Raw genomic sequence first — 24,882 nt, 5'->3', positions numbered from 1 at the left:
AGGGTGGCGAGGGCGGTGGGAGCGCGGAGGGGGAGCAGGTGGTTCTCGCCGGGGACGACGGTGGTGCGGGTGTCGGGGAGCATCGTGGCGAGGTGGTCGACGAGGCGGTGGGTGAAAGGTGGGCTCTCGCCGCCGGCGACGAGATGGACCGGCTGCTCGATCCGGCGCGCCAGCTCCTCGTCGAAGTGCCACGTGGTGAGCGCGGGGATCTCGCCGGTGAAGCAGTAGCCGCAGTCGCGTTCGGCGCGTTCCAGGCCGGCTCGGCCGAGGGCGGACTCGATCACGGACCGGTACTCCGGTCCGCACACCGCCGCCAGGAAGGTGTCGAAGGCGGTGCGCAGGTCGCCCTGGGCGGCGGCGCCCATCGCCGCGCCCAGAGCAGGGCCGATCGCGGCGGCGACCGCCGCCCGGTCCTGCGGCGGCAGGAGCGGGTCGATCAGCGGCGGCTCGACCAGGACGAGTTCGCCGACCAGCTCCGGGTGGTCGAGGGCCAGCTGCAGCGCGACCACGGTGCCGGAGGAGTGCGCGAGCACCCGGGCCCGCTCGATCCCGAGGTGGCGCAACAGGTCCGCGCACTCGGCGGCGTGGTCGGCCACCGACAGCGGCTCGGCGGGTGCGGGGTCCGAGTACCCGGTGCGGGTGACGCGGATCCGGCGCAGGCCGGCGACGGCCGGCTCGCGCTCGAACGGGACGAACCAGTCGGCGAAGACTGCTGCGTGGATCAGGACGAGCGGCTCGCCGTCGCCGCTGGAGTCGGTGTGTCGCATGGAGATTCTCCTGTTCTGGGTCTGTTGTTCTTGGGCTGTTCTCGGTCTGTGGCTCGGGTCAGTCGGCGTAGAGGCGGATTTCGATGCCGTCGGGGTCGTGGAGGCCGACGAGGACGGTGCCGCCGTGGTGGCCGGTGACGAGGCCGCAGTGCTTCTGGTCGAGGGCGGCCAGGTGGTCGGCCCAGGCGTGGATGCCGTCCCGGGTTGGGACGCCGAGCGCGACGAGGTCGAAGCCGGAGAGGGCGGCGGCGCGCTCGGGGTCGTGCCGGAGTGCGATTTGGGTGGTGCCGTCCGGGGTCTTGAGGGCGACGCCACGGAGCTCGCCGTCCTCGGTGAACTCGATCGCCACCTCCAGTCCGAGCACGCGCAGGTACCACTCGCTGCTGGCGCGGACGTCGCTGACCGGGATCTTCACGTGGTGGATCGGTGCGAGATCGGGCATGGCCCCTCCTTTGACTAGAGTTCACTCTAGCGACTCATTGTAGTAGTCTCTAGCGAGTGAGTGATTCCGTCAAGGACGGGCCGAGTCGGGTCAAGGACAAGCCGAGTCGGGCCGAGAAGACCAGGCTGACCAGGCGGCGGATCGTCGCCGCGGCGGCGGAGCTGTTCCTCGACCAGGGCTACGGCGCGACGACGCTCGACCAGGTCGCGGCGCGCGCGGGCGTCGCCGTGCAGACCGTCTACTTCCACTTCGGGAACAAGGCGACGCTGCTCAAGGAAGCGCTCGACGTGGCCGCGGTCGGTGACGACGAGCCGGTCGCGCTACTCGACCGGCCGTGGCTCGAGGAGCTGAGCGCCGAGCCCGACCCGGTCCGGGTGATCGAACTCTGGATGAACGGCGGCCGCGAGATCATGGGGCGGGTGGCGCCGCTGCTCGCCGTCGTCCGCGGCACCGTCGGCACCGATCCCGACCTCGCGGCGCAGTGGGACGTGAACGAGGGCCAACGCCGCGCCGCGTTCCGCGCTCTCGCCGGCCTGCTCGCCGACCGCGCGGCGCTCCGCCCGGGGCTCACCGTCGAGGACGCCGCCGATCTCGCCTTCCTGATCACCAGCGCCGAGAACTACATCGTCGCCACGGGCACCCTCGGCTGGTCGCCGGAACTCTGGCGGAGCACCACGGCCACGCTGCTCGCCCAGGCACTGCTCGGCGCAACGGCCTAGTGGCGGAGGGGGCGGGTGCCGCCGCGGTCGAGGTCGAGGGACTCGGGGGCGCGCAGCCGCACCAGCATCGGCCGCACACCGGCGATTCCGGCGACACAGAGGACGGGGAAGTCTCCGGCCGGCCCGGCCCGGCCCGGCCACCGGTCCGCGGCGTCCGCGCCCGTCGGCCCCGACCGCAGCTTCCGCGGCTCTGTGACCAATCCGTGACCAATCGGCCCGGACGATCGGGAAGGGGAGCGGTGGGCGAGCGTCTGATGACCTGCGGGAACGCTCCTGGTCAGGCAGTGCGGGAGGGGGGATTTGAACCCCCACGCCCTAGGGCGGCAGATCCTAAGTCTGCTGCGTCTACCATTCCGCCACTCCCGCGTCCCTCCAGATTAGCGAGCCGCGGGACGGCCTTCGGGGCCGGGATGGGCGCGCGCCGTCCGAATCCTGCCCAGATCCTGCCCGCGGCTCGGCTGCTATGGGGGTGGTGCGGGTGGGGAGACGATCGGTTCCGGCTGACTCCCGCGGGGGTCCGCGGCGGTGTCGTTGATCACACTCATCGGGGTCGACTTTTGCCGTGCCGCATCTGGGGGCTTCGTCGGGTTTGGGATGGCGTGGGCTGGACAGGACTGTGACCAGCGCCGATGACCGCTTGGCTCATGAGGACGGCGCACAGCGAAGCCACGGAGCACGAGCTGAAGCAGGTGTCGTCGACCCAACAGTGCCCCCAGGGGGCGGGTGTCGCCGACGCGACCGACAGGCAGCCCCGTCCGGGTGCAGGGTGTACCTGCGCCGGTGGGCGCCTGGATGCCTCTGGGGGAAGATCTTCATGACGATCATCGCGGACGCCTCGCCGGACCGGCCGGACCAGTCTCCCGCCGCGGTGCGGGAGGAACGGGACCGGGCCCGCCGGCTGATCGACAACGGCCGGGCCACCATGGCGGTCATCGACACCGTCAGCGACACCGGGGTGCGCGTCGACGGGCGCACCGTCGCCGAGGTGCACCTGCTGGTGGAGCGCCCAGGCCAGGAGCCCTACCCGGTCACGCGCCGGGCGGTCGTTCCCGCGGACGAGGCGGGCGCGAGCCCGGTGGGTGACGCCCGGGGCGGTATTCCGAGCCAGCTACGCCGCCGGGTGCCCGTCCTGGTCGATCCCGCCCGCCCGGACAACGTGCTGCTGCGATGGGACCTGCGGGTCGCGAGCTGAGTGACGGGGGAGAACCGGCGGTCAGCCGCGAGAGCCGGCGAGGCCGACTTCAGCCGGCCGACTTCAGCCGGCGAGGCCGATCTCCTTCAGCAGCTTCGCGACGTGGCCGGTGGCGCGAACGTTGTACTGCGCCTTCTCGATCCTGCCCTCGGCGTCGATGACGAACGTCGAGCGGATGACGCCCATGGTCTTCTTGCCGTACATCGTCTTCTCGCCGAAGGCTCCGTAGGCCGAGAGCACGGTCCGCTCCGGGTCGGAGAGCAGCGGGAAGGTGAGGCCCTCGTTGTCCCGGAACTTGACCAGCTTGGCCGGCTTGTCCGGTGAGATCCCGAGGACGTCGATACCCGCGTCGTTGAGCAGCGCGAGGTTGTCGCGGAAGTCGCAGGCCTGCTTGGTGCACCCGGGCGTGGACGCGGCCGGGTAGAAGTAGACGACGACCTTGCGCCCGCGGAACGACGCCAGCGAGACGTCCTTGCCGTCGGCGTCGGGCAGGGTGAAGTCCGGGGCGGGGTCGCCGGGGGAGAGCCGGGCAGCGGTGGCGGTCTCGGTCTCGGTCATGACGGAGAAGCTAGTCCTGGCCCCGGCGGGCCGGCAAACGTGGCAGTGGCATCGCGAGCGAAGCGGCCCCACAGCCACAGACCGGCCGGCCGGCGGACCACCCGGCAGACCACCGGCCGGCCAACCGATTGGCTGGCCGGCCGAGGAGTTCGGACGTCCCGGTCAGTCCTTGGCCGCCGCGGAGACGGCGGCGCGCAGGCCGTCGGGGGTCAGCTGGTCGGCGGAGAGCTGCTTGCCGTCGACGAGCACGGTCGGGGTCGAGGTGACGCCGCTGCGGGAGGCGTCCTCGTCGACCTTCGCGACGTAGCCGTCGTACTTGCCGTCCCGCACCGCGCTGACGAAGGCGTCCGAGGTCAGGCCGACCGAGGCGCCCTTCTGGATGAGGGTGTCGGTCTGGTAGCCGCCGGTGTGCTCCTCCGGCTGGTCGACGAACAGGGCGTCGTGGAACTCCTTGAACTTGCCCTCGTTGGCCGCGGCGGCACTGGCGTTCGCCGCCCGCTTCGACTCGTCGCCGAGGAACGACATGACGTGATAGTTGATCTTAATGTCGCCCGAGTCGATGAGGTCGCTGATCGTCGAGCCGGTGGTTCTCTCCAGGGACCCGCAGGCGGGGCACTGGAAGTCCTCGTAGAAGTCGAGGGTGACGGGCGCGTCAGCTTTCCCGACGACGATCGCGTTGTCGGGCCCCGTCGCGCTCGCCGGGAGAACGACCGGCTTGGACTCCTCCCGCGAGTTCTGCACGGCGAAGCCGATCACCCCGATCAGGACGAGCACGGCGGCGACGACCGAGCCGATGATGAGCTGCCTGCGCCGTCGTTCCCGGGCGGCCGCCGCCGCCCGGGCCGCCGCGACCTTCTCCCGCCGCTCCGCGGCCGTCACGCGTGGCCCCGATCCTTTTGAGGGGCGCCGGGCGTGCTGCCGCCGGAGCTACGGCCGGGCGGCGCCGACGTCCGCGATGTCTTCCTCGTCCGCGATGCCATGGGTACTCCCGAGAAGGTCGTCCTCGTCGTCGAGGGGCTGTCGTGCTGGTCCGTTCAGGAGCCGGTCGACCGACAGGTAGCCCGCGGGCCACCGCGCCAGCAGCAGGCTGGCCAGCAGCAGCGCGCTGTCGCGAACGATCTCCTGGGTGTAGTGCGTGGGTGCCTCGGACGTCAGATCGCCGCCCGCGGAGAAGCAGCCGCAGTCGATGCGCAGGCCGCGGGCGGCCGCCGACGCGATCGCCGCGATGTAGACGGCGAACAGCACCGCCGAGATGGCGGCGGCCAGCCGGACGGTGAGGCCGACGATCAGCAGCACGCCGAGCGCGATCTCCACGAACGGCACGGCGTAGGCGACCGGGTCCACCAGCGCTTCGGGCAGGATCCGGAACGCGCGGACGGACCGCACCATGCCGTCCGGGTCGTTGATCTTCAGCGCGCCCGCGGCGAGCCAGAGGATGCCGAGGCCGACCCGCAGGACGGTGCTGGCCACGCGGGCGAACCGACGCGTGCCCGGCGTCCCGGCGTCCCCTGCGTCTCCGGAAGCAACGGACGCCGCCGTGGTCCCGGTCATCCGGCGGCGACCAGGGCCGGCCGGCTGTCGCCGGTGGTCTGGACGGTGTTCGTCGTCCCGGCTGTCCCGGACGACCCTGGTGTCGCGGTCACCCTCGGCGTCGCGGTGATCCTGGGTGCGCTGGTCGCCCTGGGCGTCGCGGTCGCGGTCCCGTCGCGCGGGTCGGTTCCGAGGGTCTCGGCCGTGAGGACGGGAAGGTCCGCGATGTAGTCGGCCACCGGGGTGCCGGCCAGGTAGAGCACGCGGGCGCGGGCGTCCCGGCCGAAGGCGATGACCTGGCTGCCATGGGTGACCAGGACGGATCCGTCCGCCTGGACCTTCGGTGCCTCCAGCGGGACGCCGATCGCCTCGGCCTGGGCCTGCACGTCCTTGAACGACCCGCGTACGCCGATGAAGGTCGAGTCGAACTGGCTGAGCCAGCGGTCGAGGACGGGAGCGGTGTCACGGTCCGGGTCGGTGCTGACGAACACCACCGAGACCTGGTCCCGCACCGACCGGTCGACCTCGTCCAGGGCCGCGGCGATGTCGGCCATGGTGGTCGGGCAGACGTCCGGGCACATCGTGTAGCCGAAGAAAAGCAGAGTGATCTTCCCTTGCGTTCGGGCGCGAAGATCGAAGGGGCGCCCGTCGGTATCGGTCAGGTTGAGCGCCGGCTTCGCGAAGCGTTCGGTTGGGACAACGCCGTGTAGTCCCCCGTCGGTTCCACCGGCGTCGACGATCGTCACCCCGGTTCCGTCGCCGCCGTTGGAGCAGGCGCCGAGTGTCGCGCTGACCGCGACGGTGATCCCGATCAGCAGCGCGGACGACGTCCGCCTGCGACGGGTAGTGGAAAGGTAGCTGATGGTGGATGGATTCCTGGTCACGGACACCTGATTCCTGCGGAGATCTGGGCGATACCGACACACACCGCGTCGCCGGGCTGGCGTGGTCAGCGCGCGGGGCACCGCGTGCCGGGCAGCGCGCACCGCCCAGAGCTGAGCCCGCGACGGGGCCACGCCTGGGCCACGCCTGGGCAACGCCTGCCGGCGACGGTCAGACCACGGACATTCGGCCTGACCTCAGAAATCTGACGCCAGAGATCGGGCGTCAGCGGTCTGACGGCCAGCGGCCAGGCGTCAGCGGCCGGGCGTCGGGTTGGGCCCGGTGGGTGGGGAAGGGGCGCGCGGACGGATCGCGGCGCCTGGCGCCGGTCGCGTCGCTACGCCGTTTCAGCAGCTCGCGATGGCCGGCGGGCCTCGGGACGGCGTCGCCGCCCACGGGCGGTCGAGTGCGTGGAGCGCGTGTAGGCGCGGTGCGCGGACGATCCGGCGCGGCACCGGGACCAGTGCGACGGGAGCCCGCAGCGCGGACAGGCACGACCCGAGCGTCAGGCAGGCGGCGCGCAGCACCTGGCAGCCGCGGCTGGTCCACCAGGAGGCCGCGGCAGCCGCCAGGGCGTGGGCGAGCAGCACCGCGATGCCGTGCCCCTGCAGGCCGTGCCCCTGGAGGCCCTGGCCGTACAGCCCGTGGCTGTGGACGCCGTACTGGGACAGCCGCGCCGCGGCCGCGGCCAAGCCGCCGCTGTCGGTGGTCGGCGGGGCGCCGAGCGGTCGGCCGGCGAGCGCCGCCGCGAGCTGCCCGGGGGAGGCGAGCGCCCCACCGGGGCCGCTGCCGGGCGCGCAGAGCAGGCCTTTGAGTGAGGTGCCGCCGGGTGGCCCGGGCCGCCCGGCCCCGGCGAGCAGCAGGACATGCACCCCGGCCTGGACGCCGAGCAGTGCGGGGAACGAGCGGGGACCACCGACCTGGCGCCGTCCGGCTGTGGCTATGGCCGTGGCCGTGGCACCGGGCCGGCCGCCGCGTGACCCGGCCGAGTGGGCTGAGCGGGCGAGATCACTACCGGCGCACAGCGCGACGATGGCGGCGACGGACAGCGCCACGCCGGCGGGCGCGGGTGCTTCGGTGTGCGCGGTCGGCAGGTGGGCCAGCAGGGCGAGCGCGACCGTGGGCACGGCGAAGGCCAGACCTGGGAGCACCGCGGACGCGAGGCGGTGGGCCAGGCCGGTGAACCGCGCCCCGCACCGGCCGACGTGCACGTCTTCAGCGTAGTGCCGCTCCCGGCCCGTCCGGATCGGGCCGACGCGCTTCCGGAGCCGCTCTGGTGGTCGTCGGGCGTGGCGCGTGCTTGTCGGTGTCCGCCCCGGGCAGCTGGACGTCCGCCCACGAGGGGGGTCGACCGATAAGGGGTCGGCGGGGACAACTCACACCGAGCGGTAGGGGCGCCCCGACCGGGGTGCTGACCAGGTTCGCAAGTGCCACCGGAGCGGCGCCGGTCACCTGGAACCCGCAGGTCCGCGGACATGGTCCGCCGTTTCGTCGCGCTGGGGAGGGGCTGGTCTGGCACGATCGAGTCGGGTCGTCAGCCCGACCCCGTCCACCCAGTAAGAGAACCGAGAGGGCGACATCGGTGCCGCAGGATCCGGCCGTCATCCAGCGTCAGATCGAACAGACCCGCGCAGAGCTGGCCGAGACCGTCGACGCGATCGCGGAGATCGTCAGTCCGAAGCGGGTGGCCGAACGAGCGAACGAGCAGGTCCGGGCCAAGGTGGCTGAGCTGCGCGGGCGGTTCGCCCCGGGTAGCGCCGCGCCGTCCGCGCTCGGTGCGGCGTCCGCCGGGCACCGCGCGATCGGGGCCGGCACACTCGGCGGCGGCCTGCCGGGCACGGTCGGCTCGGCACCGGGTGCGGACGGCGCGGCGGGCGAGGGCGGCCCGACCCAGGTGGTGCGGACGGTTCGATGGGACAGGGTCGCGCTGGTGACGGCGGTGGTCGTGCTGCTCGTGGGGGCGCGCCGCCGCCGGCGCCGGAGGCGGTGACCTCGGAAGCGGTGACCTCGGAGCCGGTGGGCCAGGGGCCGGTGGGTCGCGAGCAGGTGACCTCGGAACCGGCAGGTCCGGTGGTGGTTCCCGCCGGTCGGGTCACGCTGATCCGGCACGGCGAGACCGAGTGGAGCCGCACCGGTCGGCACACCGGGCACACCGACGTTCCCCTCACCGCCGAGGGTGAGCGCCAGGCCGCCGCGCTGCGGGCGGCGCTGGTGGGCCGGCGGTTCGTCCTGGTCGCGACGAGCCCGCGGCGCCGGGCGGCGCACACCGCCGAGATCGCGGGCCTGTGCCCGCCAGCCGGCGAGCCGGGAACCATCAAGCCGGGAACCATCAGGACACAGGCCGCTGGGACGCCGGCCGCGCTGTCGGACACCGCCGGGGCGCAGGCCGCCGCGCCGGGAGCTGAGGACTGCGTCGTCTGGCCGGAGCTCGCCGAGTGGGACTACGGGGACTACGAGGGAGTCACCACCGCGCGGATCCGTGAGGATCATCCCGGCTGGACGGTCTTCACCGGCGACGTGCCGGGCGGGGAGACCGCCGACGAGGTGGGACGGCGCGCAGACCTCGTCCTCGGCCGGGTGGTGCCGCTGCTCGCGCACGGGGACGTGGCGTTGCTCGGGCACGGCCACATGCTCCGGGTGCTGGTGGCGCGGTGGCTGGGCCTGCCCCCGACGGCCGGGGCCCACTTCGTGATCGAGCCGGCGGGAGTCTCGGAGCTCGGGTTCGAGCACGAGAACCGGGTGCTGCGGCAGCTCAACGCCCGTCCCGCCCCACCGACTCGCTACTGACCGTAACCGCCGATCGTCCACGTGCGAGCCCGCCGATCCGGGTCGTCCGCGGCGTGCGGTCGGTGGAAGACGAGGCTTGGTTGAGAGGGAGCGGGCCCGGGACCAGGTGGTCTCGGGCCCGCTCCGCTGCCGGTCAGAAGACCGGGCAGCGGCCGTCGAGGAGTGATGGTCCTCGAGGCGGTGGTCTCAGGTGCGATCGTCTCAGCGGCGGGGGTTCCAGCGGCGGGGGTCTCAGAGGTCGCCGCGGCGGCGCATCATCGCGAGCGCGGTCACCCCGGGCAGGATCGGCAGCCAGTAGCTGATCAGGCGGAAGACCAGGACGGCAGCGAACATGGTCGCCGCCGTGCCACCCGACGCGGTGAGCCCGATGACGAGCGCCGGTTCGATGGCCCCGACGCTGCCGGCTGTCGGCGCCGCGCCCGCGACAACCGAGCCGACCAGGTACACGGCGGTGATCGAGGCGATGCTCAGCCCGCTCTCGAACGACCACACCGCGCAGGCGAGGCCCATGACCTGTGCGGCTTTCGTGGCTGCGGTGCTGGTCACGAGCACGACCGTCCGGCCGGGCGAGCGGGCGAGCACCGCCAGGTGCGCGCGGAAGCCCCGCAGCGCGGGCCGCAGCCTCGTGCGCACCCGCGGGTGCGCGGCGGCGGTGCCGATCCCCACACCGACCACGGTGAGCCCGGCCGCGACGGGGCCGGCTCCGATCCCGTTCACCGTCATCCGGACGGGCGCCGTCACCGCTTCGCCGACGCCGGAGCCGCGCAGGGTGCCGGCGACGAGCGCGATCCCGGCCAGGTGGACGAGGAACGCGGCGCCCTTGATCGACGCCACGGCGGCCACCGCGGCGGGACGGGTCATCCCGCGGCGTTCCAGGAAGCGCAGGTGCACGGCGATGGCGCCCAGGCCCGCCGGGACGACTCGGTTCGCCGCGGCCGCGGCGAGCTGGGAGGCGGTGGCCGTGCCCAGGCTCATCCGCAGCCCGCTCGCCGCCCGCACGCTCACGCCGTGCGCCACGTAGAAGAGCACCGAGGCGAGCAGGCAGACCACGAGCCAGTGCCAGCGCGGCGCGGGGACGTCGGAGAGGGTGCCGAGAACGTCCGAACGGAACCGGGTGCCGACGAGTGCGCCGACGGCGCCGACGACCACGACGGCGGCCAGGACACGCAGGCGCGTCCGGCGCAGGCCGAACCCGCGGGGGGCCCGGGTGAGCTCCACGGCGACGGCGGCGGCGCCGGTGGCGTCCACCCCGCCGAGCACCGCGGGCACGTCGGCCGGCGTGCCGCCGGTGCGCCCGGCGCGCGCGTCGGCGGGGGCGGTCCGCTCCGGCGGGAGCAGCGCCTCCTTGACGGTGGACCTGGCGGGTCGGGGCCCGCCGCGGCCGGACGTCGGACGCTCGCCATGGGCGGGAGCCCTGCGCTCGCCGACCCGTCGGTGACGGGGCAGTGTCGGCCCGGGAACAAGCGGTGCAGCCGCGGCGTTGTCGGCGTTCAGCGCGACCGGGACGTTCAGCGCGACCGGGATCTCGATGTCTACCCCCAGTGTCCGGAAGCCTCGCCGCTCACGCTACGGCGCACGCCTGAACGACACCTGAATGTGCTTCATTGTGCGGCTGGCCGAGCAAGGTCGCCGACCGGGGAAGCAGGACGGACGAGACAGCGGAGCGCACGGGCCACAGCATGGCGTAGTCATCCCCCCGCAACGCTGTCCGATGCCTACCGGACACACTGTGACGTGGCCGTATGCTCCCTGTGAAGGGCCCGGGAGGTGACAGTTGGATGGCCGTAACGGGCCCGTGGGGTGCCGCCGCTGCGGGCGGCGGCCGGGGGAGGCCCCGGCCGCCCCGAGGGCTCAGTGGGTAGACCCGTTCGGGGGGTGTGCCGACCCCCCGTCGGTGTACCAGCGGGGCTGGCGGTCGGTCAGCCAGTCGGTGATCGCCCGCCCGGCGCGCGCCGGGCGGAACTCGACGGACCGTAGCCGGGACGGCCGGAGGGTGACGATGTCGATGTCGTCGATCCGGCTGCCGAACTCCGCATAGCGCGGCACGGCCCCCGCGAAGACCACATCGATGCGCTGGGACGTCCCGCCGGCGGGGTCGAGATGCTCGACGCCGCCGACGAAGTCGAGGGAGCGCACCTCGAAGCCGGCCGTCCGGCGCAGTACGCGGTGCAGCACCTCCTCCACCCCCTCGCCCGGTGGGACGTGCCCGCCGAGCAGGAAGAACCAGGGCTGGCCGCGATGGTTGGCGACGACCACGAGATCGCCGAAGGTCAGGAAGACCCGGGCGTGCAGCGACCGGCCCGGCCGCGGCCCCGCGGGCACCGCCCGCGCCCCGGGCGCCGGCGCGTGCGGCCGCCGGGCGGCGTCGGCGGGGCTCATCGCCCGACCGCCTGGACGGCGAGCGCGCCCGAGCGAAGCCCCAGCGTGTCGGCGGCGTCCTGGACGACCCGCCGCTCGGCCGGATCGAAGTACCCGTCGGCCCGGCCGATCACCGCCCCGATGCGCAGCACCGCCCACGAACGAACCGGGTCACCGCGGACCTTGCCGATCTCGCGCATCGCCGCGCGGCGGCCGGCGGCGAGATCCGAGCGCAGCCGGGCGACGTGCAGGTCGAACAGCAGCTCCAGGTCGGCCCGCGGGTAGTCCGCCAGCACGTCCTCGGCCTGGATGGACGCGGCCATCGCGTCACGCTCGGCGGGGTCGACATGCCCGTCGGCGGCCGCGACCAGTGCGCACATCGCCACCGCGGCGTCCCGGAACACCTCGCCCCGCACGTCCTCGCGGCGGGCGGTGAGCTGGGCCCGCAGGGTCCGCACCGACTGGCGCAGGCCGGTCCACCAGGGCTCGGCGTCCGCGACCGCGAGCCCGCGCCAGGACGGCCACCGATCAGCCCACCACGACATCGCCGCGTGGCCGACCGCGGGCGGCTGGATCGTGAGCGCGGGCCCGGAATCGCTCTCGTAGGGGCGGACCAACGTCAGCCCCGGGGGAAGCGCGTGCCCGCCGGCGAGTCCCGCCGGCTCGAGGGTTACGGCGTAGAGCACGGTCAGGGTGTGCGCGGACGTCGTCCCGTCCGTCGTGGCCGCCGTCTCCGCGGGTGTCCTGTCCGCGGGCGTGTCGCCGGGTGTCCTGTCCGCGGGCGTCGTGTCGCCGGGTGTCCCGTCCGCACGGGTCCTGTCCGGGGTCGCGCCCGTGGGTGAGCTGCGCGGGCTGGGTGCCGGGGCGGGTCGCCACGCCTCGCTGTGCTCGACGCAGCCCGCGAAGACGGGCCGCCCCGCCGCGGACAGGGCGGCCCGCAGGAGCCGCTCGGCGGCGTCCAGGGACGACTCGCCCAGCCGGGCGGAGCCGCCCGGGAACCGCGGGCCCGCGGTGTCGTCGGCGCGGACCAGTAGACCGCCGTCGACCTCGATGAGTAGCGCTATTTCCAGAGAGACCTGTGTCGACATCGGCATGCCGCCCCCAATCGTGACGCCCCGTCGTCACCTGGCTGCTGATACGCCGCCATCATCCACCTCCCCCCGAAGATTTCGCCGCACTATGGCCGAATGGTGGCACGGTGTCGCGGATCCGGGTCGCCGGACGGCCGCCGGGCGTGGCCGAAGGCGGGCGTCGCCGGGCCGTGGGGGAGCGGCCGCACACTGGACCGGCACCGACCGTGACGCGCCGTGACGGCCCGCCTGCTTGCCGGTGGGGCCGTGTCGCGGTGCGCTGTGCGGCGCTGGGCTGGGCTGGCACGGCTGCTCTGGCGCGCGGCGGCCGGGGCGGCGCGCTGCCGGGTTGATGTGGGCGGGCCGGTGTGTGGTCCGTGGGCGCGGAAGGAGGGACGTAATGTGGGCGGCTTTGTCGCGCGGCTACGAACGGGTGATCGTCGAGCCTGGGAAGCAGCCGTTGCTGGCGCTCCTCGTCGCGTTCATCCTCACGTTCCTGTTCATCCGGCTGAGTGTGCGCATGATCCGTGCGGGCGTGCGCTGGTGGCCGGGCAACGTCGCGGTCGGCGGGGTGCACGTCCACCACGCCATCTTCGGCATCGCCTTCGTGCTGCTCGCCGGGGTGGGCGCGTTCTCGCCCGCGGGGGGGCGGTCGCCCTGGTGGGATCTGCTGGCGATTCTGTTCGGCGTGGGCGCGGCGCTCATCCTCGACGAGTTCGCGCTGGTACTGCGGCTGAAGGACGTCTACTGGTCCGAACAGGGCCGGATGTCGGTGGACGCGGTCATCCTGGGCGCGGCGTTCACGGCACTGCTGATCGTCGGCGCGACACCACTGGGCGTGGACGGCCTCGACACCGGAGACCACCTCGCGCTGTGGGACCTCATCATCGTGCTCGGCATCAACATCGTGGCGGTGAGCTGCAGCTTCCTCAAGGGCCGCGTCGGCTTCGGCGTCGTCGGCCTGCTCATTCCGCTGGTCGCGGTGGTCGGGGCGGTCCGCCTGGCCCGGCCCGGCTCGGCCTGGGCGCACCGGCGTTACCCCGAAGGGTCCCGCAAGGCCGAGCGGGCCGCCCGGCGCGCGGCCCGGTTCGCCGCCCGCTGGCGGCCGCGCCGGGACAGGCTCTTCGACCTGATCGCCGGCCGTCCGGACGACGAGACGGATCACGAGGGTCGCGGGGACTCCGGCCGGGGGAGCCAGCGGCGGCGCTGAGCGGCCGCGGGCGAGCCCGCCGCCCTCATCTCAGGACGCAGCCGATCGTCGCCGCCTCCCGGACGGCCGGCAGCTCGAACCAGACCTGCTTGCCCGGGCCGGTCGAGGGCGGATCGTCGACGACACCCCACCGGCTGGCGAGCGCGGCGACGAGCTGCATCCCGCGGCCGGACTCGTCGTCGTCCTGGGCGGCCTTGAGTACCGGGCGCAACGGGCTCCCATCGCTCACGGCGACCCGGACCTGCTCGCCGCGGCACTCGATCGACACGCGCAGCACCTCACGGGCTCCCACGTAGCGAACGGCGTTCGTGACGACCTCGCTGACCAGCAGTCTCGCGACTTCGGCGGCGTTGCCACAGCCCCACGACACGAGCAGATCGGCGACCAGCCCGCGGGCTTGCCCGGCCGCCCGGGGAGCGGCGGGCAGGTCGAAGCCAGCGGTCAGAGCTTCGGCCACGCATCACCTTCCGGGCGGTTGTCCGTTTCCGGTCTGCCCGCGTTGCCACGGCCGGGCCGGCGTCGCGTTCCTCCCACCTCCGCGTGGACCTCAAACCTGATTGGCGTGGTCCTGCCAGACCGGAGGCGCGAGACACAGCCTGGCCCGGGTCCGGTGCGGGGTGGTCGCGACTCGCCGCAACCCCCGATGACCGCCCTGATGGCGGTCGGCGGTCAGATGACGTCGATGCCGTCGAGCACCGAATCCTTGCGCGCGAGCCAGGCCCTTGTGACGGCCTCCACCTCAGGGCTCAGCGACGGGTCCGAGGCCTGGTCACGGCCGGGGCCACGGTCCGCCGGGCCCGGGCCGGCCGGGCCGCGGGAACGGTCCGCGCCGACCGCGCCGACGTCGGGACGTCCCGGGCCGCCGGACCCCCGCTGGCCGTTCGGCTGATGCTGGCCGTTCTGGCCGCCGCCATACCCGTTCTGACCGCCATACCCGTTCTGACCGCCGTGCCCGTTCTGGCCGTTCGGGCCACCGTGCCCGGGCTGGCCGCCTTGACCGCCCTGGCCGCCGTCACCGTTCTGGCCACGCGGGCCGCGTCCGACACCGGCCCAGGAGTCGTCGACGGAGATGGGACGGCGCTGCTCGGCGGCCTGGCTGCTCCACGGGGAGCCCTGAGGGCGCGGCTGGTCCGGGCCCGCGTGCCGGCCGCGCGTGCGCGCCGGGTCGGAGGTGAGCCGTCCGACGGGCGGCCGGGTTCCACGTTCGGGGCCGCGGACGATGTCGGGATGCCGCGGCGGCGGTGGTCCGGCCGCGGCGGCCGCCTGCCCGCGCGCCAGCTCCGCGGCCCGGGCGGCGGCGATGCTGGCGGGCAGCATCTCCACCGGGCCGGAGATCGGCGGCGCCTGCCGGGACGTCGGCACCGAGAAACCGTCGGCCTGGGCCGCCGGGGCCTCGACACCGTCAGGACGGGCCGGAGCCCGGGACGGCTCGGACCGGGACACGCCGGCCGCGGGCTGGTGCTGCGCCGGTTGGGACTGCGCGGGGTGGGGCAGGGGGCGGGACGGATCGCCCGGGTGCTGGGCTCGTCCGGGCATGCGGTCACCGAGCCCGGTGGAGACCGGGCCCGTGGACCGGCCCGGGCCCGTTGCCGCGGGCTGGCCGAACAGGCCGGGCCGCGCGATCGGGCCGGACTGCTCCACCTGGCCCTGATAACCGGGATGGCCTGGCTGCCGGCCCTGGCCGGGCTGCCCGGCGTAGCCAGGCTGCCCGTTGCTGTGGCCAGGCTGCCCGTTGTACGCCGGTTGCCCGTTGTAGCCGGGCTGGCCGTTGTAGCCGGGGCGCTCCATCGGCCCGGTCGGCGGGCCGCCGGCCGGGCCGGCGGCGGGGCGGTGCACGGGCGGCCCGCCCGGGCGGTTGAACCCGGGCGCGGGAGGGCTGCCCGGGCCACCGGGAAGCTGCTGTTCGCGGGCTCGCTCGAAGCCGGGGGCCGACATCGGACGTCCCGGCTGCCCGGCGGTGCCCGGCGGCGGCCCGGCTGCTTGGAGCCCAGGTGGTTGAAGTCCAGGTGGCTGGAAGCCGGGTGGTTGGAGCCCCGGCGGCTGGAGGCCGGGTGGTTGAAGTCCGGGCGGTTGGAGGCCGGGCGGTGCGGAGCGGCGACCGGTGTCGGCGGGGGGCGGCCCCGGCCGGCCGGGTGGGGCCTGCTCGCCGGGCGGGCCCCCGCCGACCCGCGGCGGCATGCCGGCGCCCGGACGGCGGATCCCGGCCAACGGGTCGCCGAATACGGGGGTGCGGGCGGACGCGCCGTTGCCCGCGCCGCCCAGGGGCGTCCCACCCGTTCGCGAGCCGCCGGTGGGCATCCCGCCGGTGGCCGCGGCCGCGGCCGGCGGAACGGCGGCCGGCGGGCGCATGCCCGGCGGATGCGACGGCGGTGGCATGGAGGGTGGTGGCATGGAGGGTGGCGGCGGCGCACGGTGCGGCCCGGTCGGCCGGGGCGCGGCCATCGGCTCGTCCGCCGGGCCGGGGGCGCCGCGCTGCCGGACCGGGTCCGTGCCCCGTGGCAGTTCGTGCGGCATCGTCGACTGGCCGGTGCTGGTCTGCGTCGTCGTCGAGTAGGAGCCCGTGTCGAACGGTGGTGGCGCGACCGCGTGAACGTCCGGCCGGCGCTGGTCGGCGGGGCCTCCCGCCGCCGCGTGGCGGGGGTCGGCCGGGCGCCCGTCCGCCTGGCGGCCGTCGCCGGACCGCGTGGCCGGGGCTTCGGGCAGCGGCCGGGGCGTCACCTCGTCCTCGGTGGCCGCTAGCTCACCGGTGATGGCGACGACGGTCGCGCAGGGCCAGAGCCGGTCACAGCTGAGGCAGAGGTCGAACTCGTTCGGTTGGTGCAGGTCAATCAGTGTGATCAGGGAATTGATGTGCTCGACGATCCGTGGGCCGGCCAGTACCGGTCCGTTCGCGATCATCTCGAGTTCCGAGCGCAACTGACCGTGGTACCGCTCGACGTCGACTACGCGCGGATCCTCCATCGAAGGCAGCATGCACCATTGCGGGCGGAAACGTGCGGGGGGCACCACCACTGCGGGTAACTGGTGACCTTGTCCTCACTATGTGCGTCCGCCGTTTCCACGGATAGCGAGTGCTGTGTGCACCTGCCGCGACAGAGTGGCGATAGCGGTGCGCTCCGTCGGAGCTCCCGTCACACAGCGCCCGCGCTCGGTCGGATCGGTCCGGCCCAGATGGGCCAGCGCCGGGCCGGCTGGCGTCAGGTGCGGTCGGGCCGGACCTCGCCGTCGCGGCGGACCTGCCGCATCAGCCCCTCCTGGAGCCGTGCGAACTCCTCGATATAGGGACTTTCCACGCCTGCGGCGCCGCCGGTGTCCTTACCGCCCTGTGAGCGGTCGAAGACCGGCTCGAAGCCGGCGAACTGGCCGTTCTGGCCGGGCATCCGCTCGTTCTGGCCGTCGAAGGCCGGGTAGTGGCTGCCGCTCGGCGGCGGCGGAGGCGGCGGGGTGCCCCGTTCCTGCTGGCCGTCATAACCGCCGGGCCCGTACGACGGCAGGTTGCCGGCCGCGGACGGCGGGCGCTCCGATCCGTTGTCGAACGCCGGATAGTGGCTGCCATTGGACGAAGCGGCGCGCTCGGGCGTGCCGTCGTAACCGAAGCCCGCTCCCGTCCCGGTGCTTCCGGAACCGATCGACAGCGGCGTCGATCCGCGCATGCCCTCGCCCGAACCGATCTCCGGCTGCTCGGTCGACAGGAATCCGTCGGAGGCCGGGTAGATCCGCGCCGAGAGGCTGACCGACATCGGGTCACTGCCGTACGTGATGACGTCGACCTGGTCCTCTGGCCCGATGCCGCCGTTTCGAGCGAGATCGACGAACCGGAAGAGGTCCGCCCAGCGCAGCCCCTCAAGGTCCACACTGATTCTCAGCGCCATTGGTTTGCCCCATCCCTCGGCTCGTGCGTGTCGACGGTTACCTGGCTTCCGACGCGGACGCTTCTCCTGGAGGCCGGGCTCCCCCCCGGCGCCTCTGCGCGGCCGGCCGTGTAGGGCCGGGCTGCGATGGGCGGCAGCTTATACCGCGTTGAGGTGGCATTCCCCATCCGGGCTGGTTGATATGCCTGTGTTCGCGGGTGGGGGTAAGGCGTGGGATTCATCTGTGTGTCGGGGCGGTGTACCTGGGCGCGAGCGAGATCGCGGCGGATGATCCGCTCGCTCGCCCGGCGACGAGCGTGAGGGCTGGGATCCGCTGTGTCGCCGCCGGCTGGCGGGCAGTTTGATTTCCCGGCGGGACGGCCCCGGCGGCACCGCACGGCCTGCTCTACCGGGAAATCGGAAGCATCGGGCCGGTCCCGCCGCCGTGGACGAGTAGGGTCCGAGCGTGTGAGCGTAGTTTCCGGCGATGTCAACGGTGTCGGGGGCGCGGCCGGCATCGACGTGTCCGGTGGTTCGCTGCCCATCCGGCTTCTTCATGATCGGGTGTTGGTGCGGCCGCGGGAGGATTCCGCGGACCGGCGCTCGAAGGCGGGCATCGTGATCCCGGCCACCGCGCAGATGGGTAAGCGGCTGGCGTGGGCCGACGTGGTGGCCGTCGGCACGGCGGTGCGCACGATCCAGGTGGCCGACCGGGTGCTCTACGACCCTGAGGACCGCGCCGAGGTCGAGCTGCACTCGACCACCTACATCCTGATGCGCGAGCGTGACGTGCACGCCGTGGCCGCCGAGCGGCTCGACGACGGGCTGACCGGCCTCTACCTCTGAACCGCTGCCGCTGATCCGTCCGAGCGCGCCGGGGTACCTCCGAGCCGCGCCGGCGTTCTCGCGTCGGCCGACCCACCACCGACGGGCGGTGTGTGGCCGGTCGCCGTCGCGGCCCGGTTCGCCCCATGACAGACCGATCGTGCCGACGGTGCCGGTCATCGCGGGGCCATCCTGGTGGTCCGGAGCGTCCGAATGTGGCGGGAGTGACACCGCGCCGGGCTGCCCCTGCTTGGTGCGGACACTCCTCGGCCCGTATCCTTCGCTCGGCTCTGGAGATCCGCGTTCCGAACTGGTGGCCGTGGGTACCGGCTCCAGGTGCGGGGAACGCGGACATCTGCTTGTCGCCCACTTCTCTGGCCAGAGCCACTGCGTATTGTGATCAGCCGATGTCGTTCGGGTACCGCACATGGTCGATCCGGTGGTCAGGGTCGGCGCCGGTGTCGACAGGCCGCGGTCTGTGAGGACGAGGAAAGGTAAGGAGACGCATGGCTCGTGACTTCGACGCTCGGCGAAGCACGGATGTCGAGGAGGACGAGCTCCAGGAGCAGAGCCTGGAGACACTGAAGGCGCAGCGCGCCGGAGCGGCGGCCGACCTCGGCGACGATATGGATGCGCTCGAGGCGGAGCTGGACCTGCCCGACGCCGAGGTCAGGGACGAGGAGCTCGCGCTGCGGGTGCTGCCCCGGCAGGCGGACGAGTTCACCTGCACGAGCTGCTTCCTGGTGCAGCACCGCAGCCAGCTCGCCGACCCACGCCGGGCGGTGTGCGCGGACTGCGCGGCCTGACACGCGCGCGGCCCCGGGCAGGCAGGCATGAGCGATGGACGTCCATCGCATGACGCCGGACGGGCGGTTCCGGGAGCGAGGCCCTTGCCAGGCCCGCCCCCGGAGCCGTCCGCACGCCGGATGGGTGCGGTCGCGGCCGCGATCCTGGCCGGGTGCCTGACGGCCTACTACGCCCTGCCCGTCTACGGCCACGGCGGCGGGCGGTGGTTCCCGCTGCGGGTGGGGCTGTTCGCCCTCGGCCTGATCCTGACCGGATGCCTGCTCGCCAGGCAGGTGGTCTTCGCCCGGCACGTCTCTGCCGCGTGGGTCCGCGCGCAGTGGCTGTTCGCCGGGATCTGCGTCACCGTCGTCCTGTTCGCCGCCGCCTACTACGCGCTGGCGGTCGGTGCGTCCGCCCAGATCTCCGGCATCCGGACCAAGACCGACGCGCTCTATTTCGCCGTCACCGTGCTGACCACGGTCGGCTTCGGGGACATCCACGCCACGGGTCAGGCCGCCCGGGTCGTCGTCACCGTCCAGATGGGGTTCGACGTCCTTTTCGTGGCGACCGCGGCCTCGGCGCTGCGCGCGTCGAGTTCGGCTCGCCGGGCGGCGCGCGCGTCCTGAGGGCGGCGCGTACTTCTTTCCGACACCGCTCTCGCGCCCGGTTGCCGGTGGCTCGAAGTAGCTGTACCACTACCCTGAGTTTGGGAAGTGGGGGTGAGTGCGTGGCCGGCGCGGACGAACCGGACGATCGTTTCGGAACGCCCGGGTCTGCCATGCCCCGGGCCGGTGGGGGAGACGGGGCCGCCGCGCGGCCGCGCATCCAGCCGCCGCCGGCCGGCGACCTGCCGGTGGTGGGTACGAGGCTGGTCCCCCCGCGTCCGGTCGTCCCGCATGTGACCCGGCCGCGGCTGCTGGCGCTGCTCGACGAGGCGGTCGACCGGCCGCTGACCGTGGTGTGCGCACCGGCCGGCGCTGGCAAGACGATGGCGCTCGCCGACTGGGCGCGATCGGGTCGGCCCGCGCACCCGGTGGTCTGGCTGCGCGTCGACCCGATGCTCGGACGGCGTACCGCGCGCGCCGAGCACCCAGGTGGCGATCCGGTGGCCAGCGGGCCGCGGTCGCCGTCGGGGTCGCAGCCGGGGTCGCCTTCGTCCGCGCTGTCGTTGTTGCCGTTGGCGCGGAGCACGACGCGGTGGCCCGGTCCGCCCGTGTCCCTGTGGTCGCAGATCCTGCGCGGGCTCACCCGGGACGCCGGCCTGCCTCCCGGGGACCGTCTCGCGCACCTGGTCGCCGCGGACGCCTGGATCTGCCCTGAGCGCTTCCGGCGGGAGCTGGTCAACCAGCTCGCCGAGCTGCCGGCCCCGGCGGTGCTGGTCCTCGACGACGCGCACCTCGTCCGGGATCCCGATGATCTCGCCGGGCTGGAGCTGCTCGCGAGCGAGGGCGAGGGCCACCTGCGCATCGTCCTGTCGGGGCGGGCGCCGATTCTGCGCGTGCACCGGCTGCGCGCCGAGGGCAGGGTCACCGAGATCGGCCCGGCGGAGCTGGCCTTCACCACGGCGGAGACCGTCGAACTGCTCGCCGCCCACGGCCTGCGCGTCCCGCCCGGCGCGGCGGCCCAGCTGCGGCGCGCGACGGAGGGCTGGGCGGTCGGCCTGCGGCTGGCCGCGGCGTGCGCGGTGTCGAGCGGAGCCCGGAGGCCGGCCCCCGGCGCGCCCGCCGGCCGGGACGAGCAGTGGGCGCCGGCCCCGCCGGTCCCCGTCCCGGCCGACGTGGTCCCGGGCCGCGACGCCGAGCGCGCGGGCAGCGGCGTCCCGCCGGCCGAGCTCGACCCGTCCCGCGCGGGGAGCGGCGCTCTGCCGGCCGAGCTCGACCCGTCCCGCGCTGCGCGGGCGGCGATCGCCGAGTTCCTGCACGCGGAGGTGCTGGAGGAGTACCCGGAGCCCGTCCGACGGTTCCTGCTCCGGACGAGCGTGCTGGAGCGGATCAGCGCCCCGCTCGCCCACGCGGTCTCCGCGGTGGCGCCCGCGTCCGCCCAGACATCCGCGCACCTGCTCGGTGAGCTCGCGCGCCCGGGCGGCTTCCTCGTCCGGCTGTTGGACGGGCCGGCTGCGACAGCTCACCCGGGTGCCGGCGACCACCCGGACGACGGGGTGGGCGGTCCGCTCCCGGCGGCCGTCGCCACGTTGCCGGACGGCCGCCCGGAGTATCGCCTCACCCAGGAGGCCACGGCTGAGACCACGCAGGAGTGGTACCGGTTCCATCGGATGTTCGCGTCGATGCTGCGCGGTGTGCTCGTGCGTGATCCGGAGGAGGACCCCCGCGAGCTCAACCTCCGCGCCGCCCTCTGGTTCGCCGCGAACGACCGCACACCCGACGCCGCCCGTCACGCGTCGCGCGCTGGTGACTGGTGGTATCTCGCCTGTCTGCTCGTCGACGGCCCGGCGCTGGTGGACGTCCTGTTCGGACGCTCACCCGAGCTCGATGCGCTGGTCGCCGGGCTGCCCGCCGCGGCGGCGGGGCTGTCGGCCGAGTGCGATCTCGTCCTGGCCGTCGCACAGCTGCGCTCCGGCCGGCTGGAGGCCGGTTCGGCCAGCCTGTCCTCCGCGCGGGCGCAGCTGCCTGCGGCGGGGTCGGGCCCGGCGGCCGCCCGCCGCCGGACGCTCGTCGACCGGATCGACATCGTGGAGGCGTACCGTGCCGAGCTTGCCGGGGAACCGGCGGCGATGATCGCCGCGGCCCGGCGGCTGCAGCGTTCCGGGCCGCCGGGTGGCGCGCCCGCCGGGACGGCACCGCGTGCGGGCGCCGCCGCCGGGCCGGCACGGGCATCCGGGGGCGATCCGGACGCCGCGGCCGACCGGGCTGTGATCGACCGGGCTGGGGCCGAGCGGGCTCCGTCGAGGCCCGGTCGGGTGCCGGACGAGCGGGCCCGCGCGCTCGCGTTGTGCGCGCGGGGCCGGGGCGAGCTGTGGCTCGGCCGGCTGGCCGTCGCCGCCGGCCTGCTGTGCGAGGGCGCCGAGGTGGCCCGGCGGGCCGGGCTCGGCGGCGTCGAGGTGTCCTGCCTGGGGGCACTCGCCCTCCAGTACGCGCTGCGCGGCCGGCTGCGCCAGGCCGAGAGCCACCTGTACGCGGTGGTCGGCACGGCGGCCGACCCGTCCGGAGCACTGGCCGGTCGCTCTGGTGCGCTGGCCGGCCTGCCCGATGCGGCGACCAGCGTCCCCGGCGGGGCACGACCCGGCGAGCGGTGGGGCATCCCCGGACTGCCCGAGGCGTATCTGGCCGCCGTGCTGGTTCACCTGCAGCGTGCGGAGCCGGTCGAGGCCGACCGGTGGCTGGGCGCGGCGCGGATGACGATCACTGCCGCCCACCCCGCGTTCCTCGGCGGGATCGCCGCGATCTGCGCCGCGCGGCTGCGCCTGCTCGACGGATCACCCGACGAGGTGCGCGCGGCCCGGCGGATGCTGCTCGTCGCCAGGACCGGCCCGATGCCGCCGCTGTGCGTGGCGGCCAGGCGGGCGGCCGAGGCGGACCTGCTCGTCGCCGCCGGTAATCCGGAGGCGGCCCGCCGGCTGCTGCTGCGGGACGCCGACCGCGCGGCCCCGGACCCGCAGACCCAGCTCGCGCTGGCGCGCTGCGCCCTGGCCTGCGCCGACGTTCCCGCGGCGGAGGAGGCGCTCGCCCCGCTGCTGCGGGCCGACGACGGCGGCGCGGGACTCGTCGCGGCGTGCGTGCTCGGCGCGGTCGCGGCCGCCCGGCGTGACGACCACGCCCGCGCCGGTGGCCTGCTCGCCCGGGCGGTGGCGCTCGCCGCGGACGAGGGCATGGTCGCGCCGTTCTTCGAGGCGGGGACGGAGGCGCTGGCAATGGTGCTCGCCCATCCCGGGCTGACCGACGCCTATCCGGCCTTCGTCGCCGTCCTCACCCGGTCGGGGAGGTCCGGGCCGCGGCCGGTGCCCGTGCCGTCGCGGTCCGCGGCGCAGGGGTCCGCGTCGCCTCGGCCTGCGGCGTCGAGGTCAGCGGCGTCGAGGTCAGCGGCGTCGAGGTCAGCGGCGTCGAGGTCAGCGGCGGCGCACGCGGGGCCCGGCGCGTCGGGGGAGGGGAGCGCGCCGCCTCGGGCGGGCGCCCGGGCGCCCGCCGCGTCAGGTGCTGGGCCGGCGGCCCGCACGGGGGAGCCGACGGACCTGGTGGTCGGGCCCGATGTCGTCGTGCCGCAACCGGCTTCGCCGATGTCGCAGCGGTCCCGGACCACGGTGCCGGCCGCCGGGCCGGGGCGGCCGGCCGGGTGCGCCGGGGTGGGTTGGCGAGTGTGGTCGTGGACTGTGAGACCGGCCCGGTGCGCCTCGGGCTGGCCGGGCGGCTCGCCGCCGTGCTCGGCGCCGACCTGGTCGACCTCGACGCCCTCCCGCAGGCCGGCGGCGTCCCCGGGCGGGTCGCCTGATGGCGCCGCAGGGGCAGCCCGCGCAGGTCCCCGACGACGGGCTGACGACGCGGCAGCGCCGGGACCGTCCGCTGCTGATCGTGCACACCGGGCAGGGGAAGGGAAAGTCGACGGCGGCGTTCGGGTTGGCGTTGCGGGGCTGGGCGCAGGGCTGGCCGGTCGGGGTGTTCCAGTTCGTGAAGTCGGCGAAGTGGCGCATCGGGGAGGAGAAGGCGCTGCGGGTGCTCTCGGCCAGCGGTGAGGGTGGGACGGTGACCTGGCACAAGATGGGCCAGGGGTGGAGCTGGGTGCAGGCCCGCCTCGACCCGGCCGCCGACCCGGCGGGCGCGGCCGCCGAGGGGTGGGCGCAGATCGCCCGCGATCTGACCGCCGGCACCTACCGGCTCTACGTCCTCGACGAGCTGACCTATCCGCTGCGCTGGGGGTGGATCGACCTGGACGAGGTCCTCGCGGTGCTCGCCGCCCGACCCGACGGGCAGCATGTGGTGATCACCGGCCGGGAGGCGCCGGCCGCGCTGGTCGACGCCGCGGATCTGGTCACCGACATGACGAAGGTGAAGCATCCGATGGACGCCGGGCAGAAGGGGCAGCGGGGCATCGAATGGTGAGCGCCGGGCTGATCCCCCGGCTGGTGCTCGCCGCCCCGACGTCCGGCGCGGGGAAGACGACGGTGGCGACCGGGCTGATGGCCGCGCTGACCGCCCGCGGCCTGCGGGTGTCGGGTCACAAGGTGGGCCCGGACTACATCGACCCGGGTTATCACGCGCTGGCGACCGGCCGGCCCGGCCGCAACCTGGACGCGGTGCTGTGCGGGCCGGATCTGATCGGCCCGCTGTTCGCCCACGGGGCGGCCGGCGCGCAGCTGGCGGTCGTCGAAGGGGTGATGGGCCTGTTCGACGGGGTCGCCGCCCCTGCTGCCGGGCAGGAGGCTGATCACGGGTCGACCGCGCATGTCGCCCGGCTCCTCGACGCGCCGGTGGTGCTGGTCGTCGACGCCGCCGGGGCCGGGCGGTCGGTGGCCGCGCTGGTCTGCGGGTTCGCCGCGTTCGACCGGCGGGTACGCCTCGCCGGGGTGATCCTCAACCGGGTCGGGTCGGACCGGCACCGGCAGATCCTCACCGGTGCGCTGGCCGGGATCGGGGTGGCGGTGCTGGGCGCGGTGCCCCGCGACGGCGCGGTGCACACCCCGTCGCGGCATCTGGGGCTGGTGCCGGCGGCGGAACGCAGCGCGGCGGCCGCGCAGGCGGTGCGGCGTCTCGGTGCGCTGGTCGGGTCGGCGGTCGACCTGGACGCGCTGATCCGCCTCGCCTCCTCGGCGCCACCCCTGCCGGTCGACCCGTGGGATCCCGCCCGGCAGATCGCGCAGGCCGCCACCGCCGCCGGTGCTGCGGGTCGGGTCGGGCAGCACACCATCAACGCGGGCGCGGGGGGTGTGGTACCCGGGGGGCGGCCGGTGCGGATC

24 protein-coding genes and 1 tRNA gene are annotated in these 24,882 nt (G+C 74.7%); 10 read left to right on the top strand and 15 right to left on the bottom strand.

What is annotated here, in order from left to right; translation table 11 throughout:
- Together FMEAI12_RS08445 and FMEAI12_RS08440 are read right to left on the bottom strand one after the other, a co-directional pair.
- Positions 1-767: alpha/beta fold hydrolase (locus tag FMEAI12_RS08445; protein WP_146776656.1), on the bottom strand; the 767-nt coding region annotated here is incomplete at its 3' end.
- Positions 768-825: 58 nt separating this feature from the next.
- Complete coding sequence (locus tag FMEAI12_RS08440) at positions 826-1,209, bottom strand: VOC family protein (RefSeq protein WP_112105585.1); 384 nt, start codon at positions 1,207-1,209, stop codon at positions 826-828.
- Positions 1,210-1,265: 56 nt separating this feature from the next.
- Here FMEAI12_RS08440 and FMEAI12_RS08435 point away from each other — a divergent pair, with 56 nt between their 5' ends.
- On the top strand, positions 1,266-1,928 hold the full coding sequence (locus tag FMEAI12_RS08435) for a TetR/AcrR family transcriptional regulator (protein ID WP_112105584.1): 663 nt from the start codon (positions 1,266-1,268) through the stop codon (positions 1,926-1,928).
- Here the strand turns inward: FMEAI12_RS08435 and FMEAI12_RS08430 are convergent.
- Positions 1,925-2,128, bottom strand: coding sequence for a hypothetical protein (locus FMEAI12_RS08430; protein ID WP_112105583.1), 204 nt, complete (start codon positions 2,126-2,128; stop codon positions 1,925-1,927). The genes FMEAI12_RS08435 and FMEAI12_RS08430 overlap by 4 nt on opposite strands.
- An 85-nt stretch (positions 2,129-2,213) precedes the next feature.
- Positions 2,214-2,294 (bottom strand) — tRNA-Leu (locus FMEAI12_RS08425).
- Positions 2,295-2,742: 448 nt separating this feature from the next.
- On the opposite strand from FMEAI12_RS08425, the gene FMEAI12_RS08420 reads away from it, so the two are divergent.
- Positions 2,743-3,120, top strand: coding sequence for a hypothetical protein (locus FMEAI12_RS08420; protein WP_112105588.1), 378 nt, complete (start codon positions 2,743-2,745; stop codon positions 3,118-3,120).
- A gap of 63 nt (positions 3,121-3,183) precedes the next feature.
- Here FMEAI12_RS08420 and bcp read toward each other — a convergent pair whose 3' ends face one another.
- From bcp to FMEAI12_RS08395, 5 genes are all read right to left on the bottom strand, one after another.
- Positions 3,184-3,678 (bottom strand): thioredoxin-dependent thiol peroxidase, encoded by a 495-nt coding sequence (bcp, locus tag FMEAI12_RS08415; RefSeq protein WP_112105582.1) that lies wholly within the window; start codon positions 3,676-3,678, stop codon positions 3,184-3,186.
- Positions 3,679-3,840: 162 nt separating this feature from the next.
- Positions 3,841-4,557 carry a thioredoxin domain-containing protein gene (locus tag FMEAI12_RS08410; protein WP_112105581.1) on the bottom strand — a complete coding sequence of 239 codons (717 nt, stop codon included), beginning with the start codon at positions 4,555-4,557 and terminating at the stop codon, positions 3,841-3,843.
- Positions 4,558-4,605: 48 nt separating this feature from the next.
- Complete coding sequence (locus FMEAI12_RS08405; RefSeq protein WP_112105580.1) at positions 4,606-5,229, bottom strand: MauE/DoxX family redox-associated membrane protein; 624 nt, start codon at positions 5,227-5,229, stop codon at positions 4,606-4,608.
- Entirely contained in the window at positions 5,226-6,092 is an 867-nt protein-coding gene (locus FMEAI12_RS08400; RefSeq protein WP_235013822.1) for an SCO family protein, read from the bottom strand. Before FMEAI12_RS08400 ends, FMEAI12_RS08405 begins: the two co-directional genes overlap by 4 nt.
- Positions 6,093-6,437: 345 nt before the next feature.
- Positions 6,438-7,301, bottom strand: a complete 864-nt coding sequence (locus FMEAI12_RS08395) for a hypothetical protein (RefSeq protein WP_112105578.1) — start codon at positions 7,299-7,301, stop codon at positions 6,438-6,440.
- Between the two features lie 371 nt (positions 7,302-7,672).
- Between FMEAI12_RS08395 and FMEAI12_RS08390 the strand changes: the two genes are divergently transcribed.
- Entirely contained in the window at positions 7,673-8,080 is a 408-nt protein-coding gene (locus FMEAI12_RS08390) for a DUF3618 domain-containing protein (RefSeq protein WP_112105577.1), read from the top strand.
- An 80-nt stretch (positions 8,081-8,160) separates the two neighbouring features.
- Positions 8,161-8,877, top strand: a complete 717-nt coding sequence (locus FMEAI12_RS08385) for a histidine phosphatase family protein (protein WP_112105587.1) — start codon at positions 8,161-8,163, stop codon at positions 8,875-8,877.
- A gap of 231 nt (positions 8,878-9,108) precedes the next feature.
- Here FMEAI12_RS08385 and FMEAI12_RS08380 read toward each other — a convergent pair whose 3' ends face one another.
- From FMEAI12_RS08380 to FMEAI12_RS08370, 3 genes are all read right to left on the bottom strand, one after another.
- The gene (locus FMEAI12_RS08380; protein WP_112105576.1) at positions 9,109-10,146 is read right to left on the bottom strand and encodes a YbhN family protein; all 1,038 of its coding nucleotides are present in this window, start codon (positions 10,144-10,146) and stop codon (positions 9,109-9,111) included.
- Between the two features lie 582 nt (positions 10,147-10,728).
- Entirely contained in the window at positions 10,729-11,256 is a 528-nt protein-coding gene (locus FMEAI12_RS08375) for an NUDIX domain-containing protein (RefSeq protein ID WP_304598620.1), read from the bottom strand.
- The gene (locus FMEAI12_RS08370) at positions 11,253-12,323 is read right to left on the bottom strand and encodes a TerB family tellurite resistance protein (protein WP_235013820.1); all 1,071 of its coding nucleotides are present in this window, start codon (positions 12,321-12,323) and stop codon (positions 11,253-11,255) included. Before FMEAI12_RS08370 ends, FMEAI12_RS08375 begins: the two co-directional genes overlap by 4 nt.
- A gap of 382 nt (positions 12,324-12,705) precedes the next feature.
- On the opposite strand from FMEAI12_RS08370, the gene FMEAI12_RS08365 reads away from it, so the two are divergent.
- Complete coding sequence (locus tag FMEAI12_RS08365; protein WP_112105574.1) at positions 12,706-13,515, top strand: hypothetical protein; 810 nt, start codon at positions 12,706-12,708, stop codon at positions 13,513-13,515.
- A 25-nt stretch (positions 13,516-13,540) separates the two neighbouring features.
- On the opposite strand, the gene FMEAI12_RS08360 is transcribed toward FMEAI12_RS08365, so the two are convergent.
- From FMEAI12_RS08360 to FMEAI12_RS08345, 3 genes are all read right to left on the bottom strand, one after another.
- On the bottom strand, positions 13,541-13,972 hold the full coding sequence (locus FMEAI12_RS08360; RefSeq protein WP_112105573.1) for an ATP-binding protein: 432 nt from the start codon (positions 13,970-13,972) through the stop codon (positions 13,541-13,543).
- A 212-nt stretch (positions 13,973-14,184) separates the two neighbouring features.
- Positions 14,185-16,476 (bottom strand): hypothetical protein, encoded by a 2,292-nt coding sequence (locus FMEAI12_RS36545; protein ID WP_160144248.1) that lies wholly within the window; start codon positions 16,474-16,476, stop codon positions 14,185-14,187.
- Between the two features lie 236 nt (positions 16,477-16,712).
- Entirely contained in the window at positions 16,713-17,387 is a 675-nt protein-coding gene (locus FMEAI12_RS08345; protein WP_071065827.1) for a hypothetical protein, read from the bottom strand.
- Positions 17,388-17,834: 447 nt separating this feature from the next.
- Here FMEAI12_RS08345 and FMEAI12_RS08340 point away from each other — a divergent pair, with 447 nt between their 5' ends.
- From FMEAI12_RS08340 to FMEAI12_RS08315, 5 genes are all read left to right on the top strand, one after another.
- A complete protein-coding gene (locus tag FMEAI12_RS08340; RefSeq protein WP_020463076.1) occupies positions 17,835-18,212 on the top strand; it encodes a co-chaperone GroES in 378 nt (125 codons plus the stop codon).
- A 485-nt stretch (positions 18,213-18,697) separates the two neighbouring features.
- Positions 18,698-18,997, top strand: a complete 300-nt coding sequence (locus tag FMEAI12_RS08335; protein WP_020463075.1) for a DUF4193 family protein — start codon at positions 18,698-18,700, stop codon at positions 18,995-18,997.
- Between the two features lie 120 nt (positions 18,998-19,117).
- Positions 19,118-19,603: an ion channel gene (locus tag FMEAI12_RS08330; RefSeq protein ID WP_071065826.1), complete on the top strand. Its 486-nt coding sequence runs from the start codon at positions 19,118-19,120 to the stop codon at positions 19,601-19,603.
- 3,816 nt (positions 19,604-23,419) lie between these two features.
- Positions 23,420-24,028 (top strand): cob(I)yrinic acid a,c-diamide adenosyltransferase, encoded by a 609-nt coding sequence (gene cobO / locus FMEAI12_RS08320; RefSeq protein WP_112105571.1) that lies wholly within the window; start codon positions 23,420-23,422, stop codon positions 24,026-24,028.
- Positions 24,022-24,882, top strand: an 861-nt coding sequence (locus FMEAI12_RS08315) for a cobyrinate a,c-diamide synthase (RefSeq protein WP_112105570.1), incomplete at its 3' end; no start/stop codon positions are given. The genes cobO and FMEAI12_RS08315, both read left to right, overlap by 7 nt.

This window comes from Parafrankia sp. Ea1.12 (genome assembly GCF_900465275.1).
Taxonomy (GTDB): Bacteria; Actinomycetota; Actinomycetes; order Frankiales; family Frankiaceae; genus Parafrankia; species Parafrankia soli.
This window is presented reverse-complemented; position numbering and strand designations above follow the sequence as displayed.